The following is a 16180-nucleotide window of genomic DNA, read 5'->3' on the forward strand; positions in this document are numbered from 1 at the left end:
GCCCGGTTCCCGGGCTTACCGACGCCTTGGCTTCATAACGCCCACACAACGTCCGCAGGATCCTGACACAGCTTCCCCGGTGACGATCAGTTCATCGAGCCGCGTGGCTCATTACGTCCAGACCGTGGCCGGCTGCCGAGATGTTGGGAGGCGTGGGTAATGGACATCGTGCTCGGAGTCTCGATGGCGCCGACCTCGGTTCAAATGGTCCTGCTGCAAGGCGAAAATGCCGACGGCGCAACGATAGACGAGACCGAGTTACCCATCACTGCCGCCGACGACTCGCCCACCGTCAGCGCTTCTGATCGAGTGATCGCCGCCATCATGTGCACCCGCGAAGACGCCGCCGGCGCCGGACTCGAACTGGACTCTATCGGGGTGGCATGCACCGACCAGCTCGAAGCCGCAGCCATGCGCGACGCGCTGGCGGCTCACAAGATTGAGAACGTGATGCTGGTCTCGGCGTTTCTGGCCGCGACCGCATTGACCCAATTCGTCGGCGGGGCAATGGGTTACGAGCGCACTGCAGTGCTTTTCGTGGAGCCCGACACCGCGACGTTGGCTATTGTCGAGACCTCGGACGGTTCCATCGACGATGTCCACGAAGAACGGCTCGATACAGCGTCCGGGCAGATGGTCACCGCCGAGCTCGTGGAGCTGGTCGCCGGGCTTGACGAGCTACCAACGCCGCCGGGCGGCCTGTTTGTGGTCGGCTCCGGCGTCGACATCACCCCGATCAGGCGGCGCTTAGAAGAGGCGACGTCGCTTACCGTGAACGTGCCGGAAGAACCGGAGACGGCACTGGCCCGAGGCGCGGCCCTGGCGTCCGCGAATGCGCTCACGTCGTCGACTGCTGCGCTGGCCTACGCACAAGACCCCGGCACCGGTGCGGTCGACGTGTCTGCCCTGCCCGAGTACTTGAGCATCACCCACGCCGAGCTCGGTGAAGACGACCTTGCCTACAGCGCCGTGGTCGACGATGAAGCCGATGCCCCCACTGTCGTCATGGACGCTCCAGGTGACGGCGAGGCCCGTCCTAGGCCGGGCCTGCTGGTCGGAACTGCAGTGGCAGTAGCCGGCTTCAGCGCGGCGCTGGCCCTAGAGATCGCCCTGTCGCTCGGCATCCGCACGACTGTCGGTTCGTTGCCCGCCCCCATCCAGGGCATCATCGCCCCAGTCCAGCAGGTATTCGCACCCGCACCCCAAGTGGCCGCTATGAAGCTGGTGGCGCCGACGCCGTTGAGCCCACCCCTAGTCGCACCGCCACCGGCGGCTCCGGTTCCCGCGGCACCGCCCGTTGTAGTCCCGGCGGCCCCCGTTCCCCCGCCGCCGGCCGTGCCCGTTCCCGTGTTCGTCCCGCCGATCGCACCGGCTCCCGTGCCGCCGGTTCAGCTGCCCGACCTGCCGGCAAGCCCGCCCGTGGTCGAGGCGCCGCCGCCGATCCACGTCCCTCCACCGATTTCGCCGCCGATCCACGTCCCCCCACCGATCTCGCCGCCACCCCACCGACTTCCTCCGGGGCAAAGCCCGCCGCCTAACTCCGGCGGCGGTGGGCCGGCTAGTGGCCCGGGTCCTGTCCACAGCAATCCCGGCGGCGGTGCGCCGGATGGCGGCCCGGGTCCTGTCCACGGCAATCCCGGCGGCGGTGGGCCACACGGCGGAGGACCCGTTGACGGCCCCAACCCCGGCCACGGCGCTCCCGGCGGCGGGCCAACCGGTGGCGGTCAAACCCCCAACAACGGCGGGCCAACCGGCGGTGGTCAAACCCCCAGCGGCGGCGGGCCTACTGTCGGCGGTCCAACCGGCGGTGGTGAAAGTCCGAGCGGCGGAGCGCCTTCGGGCGGCGGCGGGGGCGCGCCTTCGGGCGGCGGGACAGCCGGCGGTGGTGAAAGCCCCAGCGGCGGCACGCCTTCGGCTGGCGGCAGCTCCACCAGCGGCAGCAGCTCCAGTGGCGGCGAAGTCAGCAGTGGTGGCAGCTCCACCGGTGGCGGTAGCTCTAGCGGCAGCGAGAGCAGCGGAGGCAGCTCCACCAGCGGCAGCAGCTCCAGTGGCAGCGAGAGCAGCGGAGGCAGCTCCAGCAGCAGCAGCGGCAGCAGCTCTAGCGGCAGCGAGAGTGGCAGCCACAGGTAGCAGGCTCTGACACGTTTTGACGCACCACTGTCGAACTTCGACCTTGTCCGCCAGTGCCGCAACGAAATATATTCCGCAGCAATCGATTTCATGGCACCGTACAGCGGACCCGCAAACATCTCATCCACTATCTGCAGGTAGCGTCTACCCGCATGGGTGTTTTGGATGGACGCGTGGCCTTGATCACCGGCGGGGCTCGAGGGCAGGGGCGCGCACACGCGTTGGCGTTAGCGGCCGAAGGAGCCGACATCGTGGCCGCCGATGCCCCCGATGCAATGACGGACCTGACCTACCCCCTGGGCACCGAGGACGACCTACGGGAGACGACGAAGCTGGTTGAAGCGCTGGGCCGGCGTTGTTTACCGCTCACCCTGGACGTGCGCGATTCGGCCGCGGTCGGCGCCGCCATCAGGCAGACGGTCGCCGACCTGGGCAGCCTCGACGTCGTGGTGGCCAACGCCGGAATCGTCAGCACCGGGCTACTGGAAGACGTCAGCGACGTGGTCTGGCAACAGCTGATCGACACGAATCTGACCGGCGCATTTCACACCCTGCGGGCCGCCATACCGGTGATGCGGCAGCAGCGGTTCGGCAGGATCGTCGTGACCTCCTCGATGGGCGGCCGCATGGGCATCCCCGAACTGGCCGCATACAACGCCACCAAGTGGGGTGTCATCGGCCTCGCAAAATCGGCCGCCTTAGAGGTCGCCAAGGACGGCATCACGATCAACGTCGTCTGCCCTACCACCGTGCAAACACCGATGGTGCAACCGGCTGGAAGTGATGACATCCCCGACGATCTGGTGCGCCGGATGATGAAAGCCAACCCAATACCTCAACCCTGGCTGCAACCCGAGGACGTCAGTCGCGGCGTGCTGTATCTGGTCACCGACCCCGGGGTCATTACCGGAAGCGTGCTCGAGATCGGCCTCGGCGGCAGCGCGCGCATCCACTGACGGATTTTCGTCGGGCGGGCCGCGATCAATAACCAGGGTTGACGCGCCGCCCGACGCGGTGCACTGTGATAGCCATCACATGACCACTGGTCACACCGGGCGGAAAGGCGGCAACTCATGACCACGAGAGACAAGTACACGGACGTGCCTGTGCCGTATTCATGGGAGGTCCCCAGCGCCGGTGACGCGCGCTTCACGTGGGAGTACGACGAGGGGCGTGCCCGGCTCCTCTCCCTGTACCAAAAGGGCAAGGACAAGCAGTGGGATGCCCAGTCGCGGATCGACTGGGCACAGGACGTCGACCCGATGAATCCCATCGGACTGCCCGACGAATTCCATCCGCTGTTCAACAGCCCAATGTGGAACGCCGCAGACGACGCACGGCGCGCCGAGATGCGCCAGCACTTCCAGGCCTGGCAGCTCTCGCAGTTCCTGCACGGCGAGCAGGGGGCGATGGTGTGCGCGGCCAAGATCGTCGAGGTCGTCCCGGACTTGGACGCGAAGTTCTACGCGGCCACCCAGACCATGGACGAGGCCCGTCACGTCGAGGCGTTCTCGCGATTCCTGCAGGAGAAGGTCGACCTGGTCTACCCGATCAACAAACACCTGACGTCCCTGCTGGAAGACACGCTGCGCGACTCGCGTTGGGACATGCCCTACCTCGGCATGCAGGTCCTCATCGAAGGGCTCGCCCTCGCCGCGTTCGGGGTGCTGCGTGACATGGCGCAGCCGGACTCGCTGGCCAAGCAGGTGCTTGCCTACGTCATGCAGGACGAGGCCCGGCACGTCGCCTTTGGCCGAATCTCGTTGAAGGACTACTACTCTGCGTTGAGCGAAGCCGAGCGCGACGAGCGTGAAGAGTTTGTCGTGGACGCCTGCTACCTGATGCGCGACCGGTTCCGCGGCGAGGAGGTTTTCGAGACCCTCGGCCTTGACGTCCAAGCATGTGCCGAATGGGTCGACACGTCGCCGCTGATGATCCAGTTTCGCTCGCACCTGTTCAGCCGCATCGTGCCGATCGTCAAGGACATCGGGTTGTGGGGCGACAAGGTGCAGAAGGCCTTCTCGGACATGGGTGTCCTCGACATGGCCGGCTTTGACATCGAGGCGCTAATGAAGGCCGATGAGGATCAGGCCGACGCGCTGGACAAGGCACACGCCGAGATGGCCGACCGGGCCCTCGAGGTGGACGAGGTGATCGCGGCGGGCGCGAGCTAACGGCTCGGCAGGCGCACCAACAGCAGGCTGACGCCGTAGTCAGCCGACGATCCGCACACCCCATCTGCCCAGCAGCGGCTGCACCAGGACGAAGTAGGTGATGTTGGGGTCACCCGCGAGCGACGTGGACATCACGATGCCGACGGCGGTCACGGTGCCGTCCGCGTTCTTCACGTAACCGGGACCGCCACTGTCACCGGGCTGGGCGAAGATGCCGGCCTCGATGACTTCGCCGTCGATGCTCTTGATGGCGCCGCAGGTCTCACCGGTAATCGCACCGACCTTGCAGAACGGCATCCCCGCCTTGATCTGGGAAGCGCTCAACACGCCCCGGACAGGCTGGCCGCCGACATCACCCACCGGCGCGCCGACGCCCGGGTCAAGGCGGATGATCGCAGCGTCTCGTAGGTCGCCCACTTCCTCGCTGGCGGTGACTGTGCCTAGCGGGACGTTCTCGTCGTACGTGAACGGCGCGCCGTGGTTGCAATGCCCGCTGGTGAACAGGTAGTAGCTACCGTCGCCGCCTTGGGCCGCGAAACCCGTTGTGCACTTGGTGATTCCATCACTGACCTGGATTCCCGGTGCCGCAGGCGGCGCTGCAAGCGCAGCACCCGCGAACGCCATCGCGGTCATCACCGTGGCACCTGCCAGCCCGACCCCTCGAAGCCAACCACCGGGCACTTCGCTCTCCTCTGCTGATGTGTCAGGACCGCGTCCCGACATCACGTTTACATATCGGCCCGCTGTGGCCAAATCGTGACCAACACTTGATCAATTACTAACGCGCCCTTGCGCTTCCCCAGCTCAGCGCAGCTTTACCATTCCTATTGCAACTCTGTCAGTTAAAGGGAATTGGGGTCATGCGCGCGGATATTCGGTGTGCCGTTGCTGTCATCGGAATCGGCGCGAGTGTGGTCGCGGGGTCCGCCGTGGTAAGTCTGCCGGTGCCGACCGACGTGAGCCTGGCGTCGGCGACCCAGTCCTACGCGTACCCGATCGCATCGCTGCTGCCGGCACGCGGCCAGGCCGTCGGTGTGGCGCACCCCGTGGTGGTGACCTTCCGCGCGCCCGTCACCAACCGGCACGCGGCCGAACACGCCCTGGGGATCACGTCGACGCCCGCGATGACCGGCAAGTACCAATGGCTCGACAACAAAGTGGTGCAGTGGGTTCCGGACCGTTACTGGCCGGCGCACAGCACGATAGCGCTCACCGTGGAAGGCCAGCCTACGGAGATCAAGACGGGCCCGCGGGTCATCGGTATTGCCAGCATCTCCGAGCACACCTTCACCGTGAGCATCGACGGAGTCGAGTCAGCACCGCCGTCGTCGCTACCGGCGCCGCACCACCGTCCGCACTTCGGCGAACAAGGCGTGCTCCCTGCTTCGATGGGTAGACCCGAGTACCCGACGCCGATCGGCTCGTACACAGTTCTGTCCAAAGAGCGCTCTGTACAGATGGATTCGAGCAGCGTCGGCATCCCCGTCGATGCCCCCGACGGCTACAACCTCACGGTGGACTATGCCGTTCGTATCAGCAACCACGGCCTTTTCGTGCACTCAGCTCCGTGGGCGGTCAATTCACTCGGCCTGGAGAATGTCAGCCACGGCTGCATCAGCCTGAGCCCCGAGGACGCCGAGTGGTACTACAACACGGTCAACGTCGGCGACCCGGTAGTCGTGCGCGAGAGCACCAACGAACTTCCCTCGTCGTAATACCGTTGTCGCGCATTGCCTCTGGTGGTGCGCCTCGGCGTCGAGTGTGCAGTGAGGGTGGGATTTTCGCTGATTTCCCGCCGTGGATTCACACTCGGTAAGGGAATGCGCATACGTCGCAAACGTTGAGACCTCATCCCCCACAACGAAAATGACCCGCTGGGCGTAACCCAGCGGGTCATTCAATTCGATCGGGAATCAGCCTCCGTGCACCGGCGAGGGACCGGGTGAAACCGGCTGACCGTTCACCGGCCCGCCGGCCGGCGCCGGACCGGTCGGCGCGTCCTTCACGCCAGACATGTCAATCAGTGGGGCCACCGGAATGGCATCCGCGACCCCACCCAGGGCAACCAGCGGAGCCCCCAGCGGCAACGGAGCAGCGATCGGCACCGGAGGCGCACCCAACGGCAATGGAGCACCCAACGGCAGAGGAAGACCGGCCGGGATCGGCGGCCCGAGCGCAATCAGCGGAGCGCCAGCCGGAATCGGAACAACCCCCGGACCTGGCACCACCAGCGGAACACCGGCCATGTCGGTCAGTGGAGCGCTGCATGCCGCCGCGGGTCCGCCCGCCGCCGCGGGTCCGCCCGCCGCCACCGCTCCCCCGGCGCCCACCGGTCCACCGGCAGCAGGAGCGGCAGCCTCGCCCGACTGCCCGTACATGCATGCCCCGCCGCCTGTCATATATGGGACGGCTGCCGCGTTCGGGCTCAACGCTATGGCGGCACCGCACAACCCAACGCCAGCAACAACTCCGATGTTGAATCGATCGAAGATCGTCATCAACGTCCAACTCCTTCATTCACGCAGCAGAACCACATAGCCGACCCAAGTCGCCCCTCGACGACGCCCCCATTGTTAGTGGCACATGTAGAACACGACGCGCGCCGCACCGCGCCGTTTCCAAATGGTGACGTCACGACGGCATCACAACTCGGTCGCGCGAATACTGCGCCGCGCCAACGCAAAAGGGACGGCGACTCAGCGCGGCAACCGTTGGCTGTACAGGCGCACCAGCGCCATGATCCCCGTCAGGACGATGGTGAATAGCGCTGCTGATGCACATGATTCGTATACGTCGGCGATCACAATGGTCTTGCCGCCCCGGACCACGACGCCGTCGGTCGGATGGATCAGGCTGTTGAAGACCTGGGCGGTGGTGGAAAGCCAGAACAGGCATGGCAGCAGCCAGTAACTGCGGCTTCCGGTGACGGGCCGCCCCGGGAATCTGGTTTCGACGAGCGCGACGAGTTGAAAGATCAACCAGCCGGTGAGAAGCCAGCCGAAGTAATTGGTCAGTGGCACACCCAGCGCACCGGTCGGGTGGTCGTAGGAGTACCAGTTGTGTGCCGTCGCCCCGACGGGGTCGTACACAAGGTCGTAGCCGCCGAGAATGAACGTCCCCACGAGGGGGGTGGTAAAGCGTTCGGCGCCACCGACAGCCACGGCGGCCACCGGCCGCATGATCACCCGAGCCAGCGCCCAGGCCAGCCAGCCGAACATGATCCAGCCGGTCAGGACCGCGAGCGGGACGCCGAGGGGTTTCACACCGGGCATGTGATGGGTGTAGGAGCCGAACGGAAACCCGGTCGCGATGCTGATTGCTTCCATGGTGAAAGAGACAACGCCGGCGATGACGACGAATGCGGCCATGCCGCGGAAGGTGTAGCCCAGCCACGCATGGACGACGACGAACAGGATGAGCAAGCCGGCTTGGGCAGCTGCGGCTTGAGCAGCCAGCGACGGCCGCACCGCCATCACCCCCACGGCGAGCAGCGTGAGGGCCAGCAAGACCCAACACAATGCCTGGAGAAGCTTCATCTGTACGGCAACCTCCCGCTCGGTTCGACAGCGAGACATTACGCGCGCCATCGGCGCCGCATAGTTAGATCTCCACTATGGGCGAACGTGTCACGTTCCAAAGCTCCACCGGCGCGAACCTGGCCGGGATCATCGAGGTCCCGGACTCCGCAGTGCGCGGGTGGGGGGTGTTTGCGCACGGCTTCACCCTCGGCAAGGACTGTCCGGCCGCGGCGCGGATCTGCAAACAGCTGGCCTCGGACGGTATCGGCATGCTGCGCTTCGACGCGCTGGGTCTCGGTGGGTCGGACGGAAACTGGGGTGACGGGTCGTTCACCGTCAAGACCGACGACATCGTCGCGGCCTGCGAGTTCATGGTCAACCGCGGGACGCCGGCCGACATCCTGGTCGGGCACTCCTGGGGTGGCGCCGCGGTCATCGCCGCGGCGATGCGGTCGCCGGGCGTGCGGTCGGTCGTCACGGTGGCTGCGCCGTTTGACCCCAGCCACGTCGAAAAGCATTACGACGCGGTGGTTGACCGCTGCTTATCCGAGGGCAGCGTCGAATGGCTGGTTGGCGGACGCAAGCTGATTCTCAAGCGGGCGTTCGTCGAGGATGTCCGTGCGGCTGCGCTGCACGACAAGATCAAAAGCTTGCGGCTGCCGCTGTTGATCCTGCACTCGCCCACCGATAACACGGTCGGCATCGAGAACGCGAGCGAGATCTTCCGCATGGCCCACCACCCGCGCAGCTTCGTCTCACTCGAGGGCTCCGATCACCTGCTCACCGCCCGCGGCCAAGCTCATCGGGCAGGCCGGATCATCGGCGCCTGGGCCGACGCCTACCTGGGGATCGAAGCCGGAAGCTAGCCTGCAGAACGCAATTCGCGGCAGCGACCCTCAGCGAAGCGGGCGAAACACCGGCAGAATCCGGTATTTCGCCGTAAAGCTGGCCTCACGGTATTCGTCGCCGACCTCACCGTCATGGGCGACGACCGTCGGCTCATCGACGGCCGAGAAGCTGAATTCGGGCACCTGGAGCTCGTGGTAGAGCGGGCTGCGCTGCAGCCGTCCGAAAACGAGCGCGGTCAGGATCCGGGCGGTGGCGAACCGGCGACCCGTTTCGAGGATGCGCACGTCGATCAGGCCGTCGTCCATCCGGGTGCGGCGAGACGGGGCGAACCCGGTCGGCAGGTACAGCGAGTTGCCAAGAAAGAACAGCGAAGTCAGCAGCGTCTTGTCGTCATAGCGGATGCGGACGGGTTGATCGCTGCGCAGTGTGTGCAGCATCGCGTAGAAGCCGGCCACTGGCTTGCCGATGCGCTTCTCCAGCTTTTCGCGCTGCTGCACGAATGCCGGATACGCGCCGATGCTGGCGGTGTTGATCACAGTCCGACTTTCGTTGAGGCACACCAGATCAACGCGGGCCACAACGCCGCGACGGATGGCATCCACGGTCTTGCCCACGGTGTCGCAGCCGATGTCCTTTGCGAAGTGGTTGAGTGTGCCGGCGGGAAAGACCGCAAGCGGAAGCCCCGCATCGACGGCGACCGCCGCGGCGGTGGACACCGTGCCGTCGCCGCCACCTACCGCGAGCACCTCGGCCCGGGCCGCGGCGCTGCGCATCACCTGCTCGGGGTCATCGTCAGGACCGAGTTCCACGATCTCCGCCTTCGGCAACTCGGCACGAACCTCGTCGACGACGCGAGCGCCGGTGCCGCTGCCCGACGCCGGATTGATCACCAGGACCACGCCCGAGCCATCGGGCCTTTCCGGCGTCTCGATGCGCAGCGGTTCCGATTGTGGCAGAGCGGTTTCGACGACCGGCGGGACCAGCCGCCCGCCCAGCACGGCGATCCCGGCGCCGATGCCGAACCCCGCGATGACATCACCGGGGTAGTGCGCGCCGGTTGCCACTCGCGACAATCCGACCAGGCCGGCCAGTAAGGCCAGCCCGAAGCCCAGCGGCGGATTCTCCAGGCCCACACCGACGGCGAACGCGGCCGCGCTGGCCGAGTGTCCCGATGGGAACGAGTTAGACGTCGGGCGACGGCGTGCCCTTCTGACCACCGGCACCTGGTCGTAGAGGGGGCGGGGGCGCCGGCGAATTCGCTTGGCGATCTGGTTGGTGAACAGGCTCGTCACACCGAGCGTCACGAGTCCACGCGTCGCACCGCGCTGCGCGGCCGGCTTCCTCGTTGCGAGCAGTCCGCCGGCGATGACGAACCCCAGCTTGGAATGGTCGGCCGCTCGGGTCAGCGGAGGCATGACTGTGTCGAGCAGCGGGGTGGGGGTTTCGGCCACCGCGACGAACAACTCGCGATCGAGGGTGCCCAGACCCCGGGTGATCTGCTTGATTCCACGCGCGCGCTGCCAAGGCCCCCTGCTCATTTGCTACACCCTAACGTTGCGACTGATAAGAATTGACGCACTATGACCAGGCGGGCGGCAGTGGACTATCACCAGAGGTGGCTGGCGAACGCCGAACGTCTGGGTGTTGCGGGGGCAGTCACCAACGCGATCGCCGGTCAGCACGGCGTCACGCCGGACAGCTTTCGGGTCCTCGAGAAGATGGCGGAGATCAACGACCCGGATGGCAAGTCGTTCTTTCTCATTCCACCGGGTACCACCGGCGACGAGGCGCGCGGCGCGACGTTGTTGACCTACATCCTCAACGCGGGCACCGGTTATGGCGGCCCGACGAGCCGGCCCACCGACTTCCCCGAGACGCCATACTCCGCCGATGAGGTCCGGCGGATTGCCGATCGCCAGCAGGCGAACAGCTGGAGTTACGACCAGGACGTCGGGTTCGTGTACCGCAATGGTGGGCGCCTCGTCACCACCCCGAACGGCATGCTGATGGGACTCGGCGGCAACCGGATCCAGCAGCTGTTCAGCCAGCAGGGCGGCACGGCGTGGGGCGACATCTTCATGGTCAACGTCTCGGTTGACGTCAAAGATTCCACCGGGCCTGCCCGGCGGCTCCGTCAAATCATCGAGTCCGGGCACGCGTGGTATACCGACCGTAAGGGCCGGCCGCTGGAGAGCAATCTGGCGCTCGACCGGGTGCTGCACCACGAGGAGCTGCATTCCCAGCAGTGGGCCGCCAAAGGCCACTCGCGCATGATCACCGCCTACATTTGGGAAGTGATCCGCGACAGGCTGTTTGGCAAGACAAACCGGCTCGAAGCGCAGGCCGGCCTGGCCGATGGCGGCTACCTGTAACCGCCAGTGCACCGGTTATAAAGCGCGAATTCCGTTGTGGAGCACCATTAAACCGATCAGGACCAGGATTGCCGCCATCAGTGCGGCATTGTTCTTCTCCATCCAGTCTCTGACGCGTTCCAGGAAATCGTCGAGGCGGTGACCCGCGGCCACGTAGGCCAAGATGGGGATCGCGACCGTTGACGCGGACACGGCGACGAAGACGATGCCGGCGCTGAGTTTGTCGACATGGTCGAGGTCGCTGGTGCCGATGGCCAAGCCCGCCGCCAAGTTCATCAGGAGCACCTCAAGGCGGACCACGGTCAGCACCAGCCCGGTGATGGCCGCGCGCCTGGGGCGCATGGTGCTAAAGGAACGCATCCAGGCCGGCGACTCGGTGTGACTATGCCGGGTCACCCACCGGTAGATGCCGAACAAGATCAGGGCGGACCCGAGTACCACCCTCAGCCAGGATGCCCATGTCGGTGTCGACTTGTGCATATCGCCGAGCCCACCGGAGCCCGCGACGAAGAGCACGGTCTGTGCCATCAGCCCGAACAGCCACCCGCCGAGGAAAGCCAGCCCGGCGGGCCGCGGCCGTGGCGCGTGCAGCACGAGGACAGCCGGGATGATCGACAGCGGAGAGACGGCGATGACCAGCGCCAGCGGAACGAGTGTGGGTAACAGCGAGCTCCAGCTTCCAGCCACGGGCAGCAATCCTCTCGTTGACATCGTCGCCGGGCCACCGAACGCGGTGCGCTCGCTGTCCGGGCTTCGCTGAACACGCCTAGGTGGTTGTATGTGATTGCAGCGCAACCTTCGAGCAAGACACTAGGGGAAGAACGCGTGGCTCGGATCCACCTTGGGCACATTTTTCACCTTGCCGGCTCTCCGCTGGTATCCGAAGCCGTCCACGCATTGGTGTCCATCCCAGAAGGTGCGCTAGTAGTCGGGGACGACGGCAGGATCGCCTTTTGCGGTGACCGCGCCGGTGTCCCTCTGAAGTTCCGATCAACACCCGTGACAGATCACCGGCCGGGGTTTCTGCTGCCGGGGTTCGTCGACGCCCACGTTCATTTCCCGCAAACCTTTGCGGGCGACTCGTACAACGGTGGGCAGCTGCTGGAATGGCTGAACAACTGCATCTATCCCTCGGAAGCCCGCTTCGCCGACCGGAACTTCGCACAGCGGGCGGCGGTCGAGTTCTGCGATCGCCGCATCGCGAGCGGGACGACGGCCGCCATGGTCTTCGGCTCGCCGTTTCCCGAGGCGCAGGATGCGTTGTTCACCGAAACCGCGCGTCGCGGCCTGCGGATCGTCAGCGGTCGCGGCATCCAGACCGTTGGGCCGCCGGCGGCCAAGCCGTTGATGACGTCAGAAGACGACGCGATCCGGCTGGCCCGCGAAGAGATCAACAAGTGGCATGGGGCGGACACCGGCAACGCGAAGACCGCCCGGCTACATGTGGCGCTGGTACCGCGATTCGCCATCGCGGTAACAAGCGAGACGCTGAAAAGACTTGGCGAACTGTATGACTCGGTGAGAGATCGCGGCGTGTACTTCCACACTCACCTCAACGAGAACGACCGCCCGGGCACCGGAGAAGTCGATACGACCAAGCAGACCTATCAGGTCGACTCGTACCTGGACACCTATGACGGCAAGTTTCTGCCCGGCTCGAAAGCGGGCGGCCCGAGCATGCTCGGGCGGCGCAGCATCATGGCGCACGCGGTGCACTGCCAAGACGTGGAGTTGCGGCGGATGTCGGAGACCGGCACGTCCATCGCACACTGTCCCGTCTCGCAACAGTTCCTCGGATCCGGCACCATGCCGTGGCGCCGGACGGTTGCTTCCGGGGTAAACATCGCTGCCGGAACGGATTTCGGCGGCGGGGACGAGTGGCCGATTCCGCAGGTGCTCGCCGCGGCCTTCAAGGTGCACATCGGGGAGCCGGGCGATGCGAGCGCGTCCATGCATCCGGCCGAGATGCTGTTCATCGGCACGCTCGGCGGTGCCCGCGCGCTCGACATGGAGGATCGCTTCGGCAACTTCGACGTCGGCAAGGAGGCCGACTTCGTTGTCGTCGACCCGAACCGCACGCCGGCGCTGCGGGCCGTGATCACCGAGGGCGTGCGCTCCGACGACCCGGCCATGGCCCGGGACCAGACACTGTTCGGGTTGCTGATGCGAACGCGCGAAACATCGATCGCCGGCACCTATATACAGGGCCGCCGGCTGTAACCGTCCTAGCCCTTTCGGCGCAGCGTCCACGCCGGTATCCAGTGCGTCACGCCTCTTTGCTTGGACCCGTACACAATTGAATAGGTCACCAGCCCCCACCAGTCGCCCTGCTCGCAAAGGCCCCAGCAGCTCAGCCGCCCCTCGACGACCTTGTGCAGCTGCAGGCCATTGGGCTGATACCTGCCCGAGCGGTGCGGCTCGCGCGGGAAAAGCACCGTCAGATCGATCAGCACGGCGATCGGCGGACGCACCACCCGAAACGGGCTGCGGACCGGCTGCCCGTTGTATCCGATCGACGCGAGCGACCCCATTGTTCGATCATACGTTCGAACAATGGACCTTAGGTCGAGTCCGTTCATTTGCCACTCGGCCGAGTCCGGGTTTGCGTCTGGCACCATAACGGTGTGTCGGGGCGTCGCGTGCTGGACCCGCTGATCGTCGGAGTACTGGCCACCGCGGTAAGCCTTGCCGGCGCGGGCCGTCCCTCTTTCTGGTACGACGAGGCCGCGACCATTTCGGCCGCCTACAGTCGTTCGCTTGGCCAGCTGTGGCAGATGCTCGGCGACGTCGACGCCGTCCACGGCCTGTACTACCTGCTGATGCATGGCTGGTTCCAGATCGTCCCACCCACCGAGTTCTGGTCTCGGGCGCCAAGCGGTCTGGCCGTCGGGGGCGCCGCGGCCGGAGTGGTGGTGCTGGGCAACCAGTTCTCCTCTCGCACCGTGGCGGTGGCCGCCGGGGTTATCTGCGCGGTGTTGCCGAGGTCGACGTGGGCAGGCATCGAAGCCCGCCCATACGCGATCTCGATGATGGCCGCGGTGTGGCTGACCGTATTGTTCGTCTACGCCACCCGTCGTCACAACACTTGGGTCTGGGTGGCTTACGTTGTCGCCCAAGTGGTTTCGATCGTGTTCGATATATATCTGGTGCTGCTGGTGCTGGTGCACCTCGCCTTCGTGTGCGCCTTCCTGCGCACGCGAACGGTCGTCGCCTCCTTCGTCGTCACGTCCGTTCTGGCGAGTTGTGCCGTGGCGCCGTTCTTGGTCGTGGCCGCGGGACAGGTGCATCAGATCAGTTGGGTCGCACCGATCGGGCACCGAACAATCGAAGACGTGACGGTTCAGCAATACTTCGAGCGAAGCCCGCCGTTCGCGGTGTTGTCGGCACTGGTGATCGCGGCAGCAATTGCCGTGTGGCGCTGGACATCGGTGAAACTGGTTGCGGCAGAACGGCAATTGCTGACCTTAGCGATTGCGTGGCTGCTGATACCGACCGCCCTGATCGTGGCGTGGTCGGCGATGCTTCATCCGATCTACACGCCGCGCTACTTGTGCTTCACCGCGCCGGCGATGGCACTGGTCCTGGGCGTCTGCATTGGCGCATTGGCGGCCAAACCGTGGGTGGCGGTGGCACTCGTCACCGGATTCGCTGTCGCTGCGGCCCCGACTTACCTTCGGGTGCAACGTAGCCCGTACGCCAAGTACGGGATGGACTACAGCCAGGTGGCCGATCTGATCACCGCCAAGGCGGCGCCGGGCGATTGCCTACTGATTAACGACACAGTGACGTTTATGCCCGCACCGATGCGGCCGTTGATGGCGGCGCGCCCCGACGCCTACCGGAAGTTGATCGACCTCACCCTGTGGCAACGGGCAACGGACCGCAAGGACGTCTTCGACACCAACCTCATCCCGGAAGTCGTCGCCACACCGCTCAGCGGTTGCCACGTCGTCTGGATCATCACCCAGGCCGACGAATCGCTGCCCGCCCACGAGCAGGGTTCGGCGTTGCCGCCCGGGCCGCGCTACGGAGCGACACCGGCCTTCGCGGTCCCGCACGACCTGGGCTTCCGGCTCGTCGAGCGCTGGCAGTTCAACCTTGTTCAGGTGTTCAAAGCGACGCGGTGATCACCAGACGCGGATGTAGTCGATCAGCATGCTGGCCGGGAAAACGCCCGCGGCGGGGTCACCGGCGCCGACACCACCGACGGCAAGCGTGAACATCGGCGTCATCCAGTAGCCGGGATTGTTGAACGGCCACCGCATGTCCTCCGGCGGGTTGCCGGCGACATGGATGGGCTTGGGCGGAACCTTGAAGTACTCGGCGCCGTCGCGTGAGAATGCGAATCCCTTTTCATCCCACCGCATTCGCCAGGTGTGCCAGGCACCGTCTACCAGGCCGGGAATCGATTTGCCTTCCCAGGTCTTCCCGTTGGATGCCGCGTGCACCGTGGTCCCCGGGGCCCATTCGCCATTGCCGTACCACTCGAAAATGTCGACCTCGCCGTCGGGCAGTGGGTCCTCGTTGACCGTCCAAAACGAAGGCCACAGGCCGGGGGTCAGACAATCCAGCTTGATCTTCGCTTCCCAGGTGGTGTTGATCATGCCCCGCCAGTTGCCGCGCAGCTTGCCGCTGTAGTAGGTGTTGCTCAGAAAATCGTGTGTGGCGCAGAGGACGAGGTTGGAGTGGCCGTCCTGGAACACGTTTTGGCGGTCGTCGCGGTAGATCCCCGCGACCGGCGGGTACACGTCGTCCTGCCAAGTCTGGATCGTCCACTTGCTCAGGTCGGGAGCCGAGCCCGCGGGTCCGTCGAACTCGTCGGAGAAGAGGTAGGGCCCACCCGGGCCGGCGGCCGGCGCGTCCGGCGGTGCGGGGTGCGCCGCGGCTTCCGGGAGCGGCATCGACGCCGCCGCCGCCAGCATGCCGAGCCCGCTCGTCAACAACATGCGGCGACGATCCATATCCACCTACCACCAATCGCTAAAGCCGGGGCGTCCGACTCGGCACGGCTCCCCCCGCGGCCAACTCTCGCAAACGGTGTTATACAACCATGCGCGCCGATGGTACGCATCCTGCCCCCAGCACATTGAAAGGCGCGCATCCAGTCGACCAGCATTTCCGCGGGGTAGGCCGCTTT

Annotated in this window: 15 protein-coding genes; 8 read left to right on the forward strand and 7 right to left on the reverse strand. The window is 65.8% G+C overall.

All coding sequences use genetic code 11. From position 1 onward, the window contains the following. Positions 1-159: 159 nt before the first annotated feature. The 3 genes from ACZY0B_RS22275 (at position 160) to ACZY0B_RS22285 (ending at position 4304) form a co-directional block, all read left to right on the forward strand. Positions 160-2130 (forward strand): DUF7159 family protein, encoded by a 1971-nt coding sequence (locus ACZY0B_RS22275; RefSeq protein WP_463766401.1) that lies wholly within the window; start codon positions 160-162, stop codon positions 2128-2130. A gap of 152 nt (positions 2131-2282) precedes the next feature. Then, on the forward strand, positions 2283-3086 hold the full coding sequence (locus ACZY0B_RS22280) for a mycofactocin-coupled SDR family oxidoreductase (RefSeq protein WP_463766402.1): 804 nt from the start codon (positions 2283-2285) through the stop codon (positions 3084-3086). 117 nt (positions 3087-3203) lie between these two features. Continuing rightward, positions 3204-4304, forward strand: a complete 1101-nt coding sequence (locus tag ACZY0B_RS22285) for a ferritin-like domain-containing protein (RefSeq protein WP_463766403.1) — start codon at positions 3204-3206, stop codon at positions 4302-4304. Between the two features lie 39 nt (positions 4305-4343). Here the strand turns inward: ACZY0B_RS22285 and ACZY0B_RS22290 are convergent, their stop codons facing one another. Then, positions 4344-4937 (reverse strand): S1 family peptidase, encoded by a 594-nt coding sequence (locus ACZY0B_RS22290; RefSeq protein WP_463766443.1) that lies wholly within the window; start codon positions 4935-4937, stop codon positions 4344-4346. 227 nt (positions 4938-5164) lie between these two features. Between ACZY0B_RS22290 and ACZY0B_RS22295 the strand changes: the two genes are divergently transcribed. Continuing rightward, on the forward strand, positions 5165-6019 hold the full coding sequence (locus ACZY0B_RS22295) for a L,D-transpeptidase (protein ID WP_463766404.1): 855 nt from the start codon (positions 5165-5167) through the stop codon (positions 6017-6019). Between the two features lie 198 nt (positions 6020-6217). Here ACZY0B_RS22295 and ACZY0B_RS22300 read toward each other — a convergent pair whose 3' ends face one another. Then, positions 6218-6802, reverse strand: a complete 585-nt coding sequence (locus ACZY0B_RS22300; protein ID WP_463766405.1) for a hypothetical protein — start codon at positions 6800-6802, stop codon at positions 6218-6220. Positions 6803-7000: 198 nt separating this feature from the next. After that, positions 7001-7840 (reverse strand): carotenoid biosynthesis protein, encoded by an 840-nt coding sequence (locus ACZY0B_RS22305; RefSeq protein WP_463766406.1) that lies wholly within the window; start codon positions 7838-7840, stop codon positions 7001-7003. A 77-nt stretch (positions 7841-7917) separates the two neighbouring features. Between ACZY0B_RS22305 and ACZY0B_RS22310 the strand changes: the two genes are divergently transcribed. Continuing rightward, positions 7918-8688, forward strand: coding sequence for an alpha/beta hydrolase family protein (locus ACZY0B_RS22310; protein ID WP_463766407.1), 771 nt, complete (start codon positions 7918-7920; stop codon positions 8686-8688). A gap of 30 nt (positions 8689-8718) precedes the next feature. On the opposite strand, the gene ACZY0B_RS22315 is transcribed toward ACZY0B_RS22310, so the two are convergent. Then, positions 8719-10209 carry a diacylglycerol kinase family protein gene (locus ACZY0B_RS22315; protein ID WP_463766408.1) on the reverse strand — a complete coding sequence of 497 codons (1491 nt, stop codon included), beginning with the start codon at positions 10207-10209 and terminating at the stop codon, positions 8719-8721. 60 nt (positions 10210-10269) lie between these two features. Between ACZY0B_RS22315 and ACZY0B_RS22320 the strand changes: the two genes are divergently transcribed. Further along, positions 10270-11043, forward strand: coding sequence for a hypothetical protein (locus ACZY0B_RS22320; protein ID WP_463766409.1), 774 nt, complete (start codon positions 10270-10272; stop codon positions 11041-11043). A gap of 15 nt (positions 11044-11058) precedes the next feature. Here the strand turns inward: ACZY0B_RS22320 and ACZY0B_RS22325 are convergent, their stop codons facing one another. Further along, positions 11059-11730: a GAP family protein gene (locus ACZY0B_RS22325; protein WP_463766410.1), complete on the reverse strand. Its 672-nt coding sequence runs from the start codon at positions 11728-11730 to the stop codon at positions 11059-11061. 138 nt (positions 11731-11868) lie between these two features. Here ACZY0B_RS22325 and ACZY0B_RS22330 point away from each other — a divergent pair, with 138 nt between their 5' ends. Continuing rightward, complete coding sequence (locus tag ACZY0B_RS22330; protein WP_463766411.1) at positions 11869-13263, forward strand: amidohydrolase family protein; 1395 nt, start codon at positions 11869-11871, stop codon at positions 13261-13263. A 5-nt stretch (positions 13264-13268) separates the two neighbouring features. On the opposite strand, the gene ACZY0B_RS22335 is transcribed toward ACZY0B_RS22330, so the two are convergent. Beyond that, complete coding sequence (locus ACZY0B_RS22335; RefSeq protein ID WP_463766412.1) at positions 13269-13574, reverse strand: hypothetical protein; 306 nt, start codon at positions 13572-13574, stop codon at positions 13269-13271. A gap of 93 nt (positions 13575-13667) precedes the next feature. Here ACZY0B_RS22335 and ACZY0B_RS22340 point away from each other — a divergent pair, with 93 nt between their 5' ends. Then, positions 13668-15170 carry a glycosyltransferase family 39 protein gene (locus tag ACZY0B_RS22340; protein WP_463766413.1) on the forward strand — a complete coding sequence of 501 codons (1503 nt, stop codon included), beginning with the start codon at positions 13668-13670 and terminating at the stop codon, positions 15168-15170. Here the strand turns inward: ACZY0B_RS22340 and ACZY0B_RS22345 are convergent, their stop codons facing one another. Then, a complete protein-coding gene (locus ACZY0B_RS22345; protein ID WP_463766414.1) occupies positions 15171-16004 on the reverse strand; it encodes a glycoside hydrolase family 16 protein in 834 nt (277 codons plus the stop codon). Between the last annotated feature and the right edge of the window lie 176 nt (positions 16005-16180).

The organism is Mycobacterium sp. IDUB_19 (genome assembly GCF_055419445.1).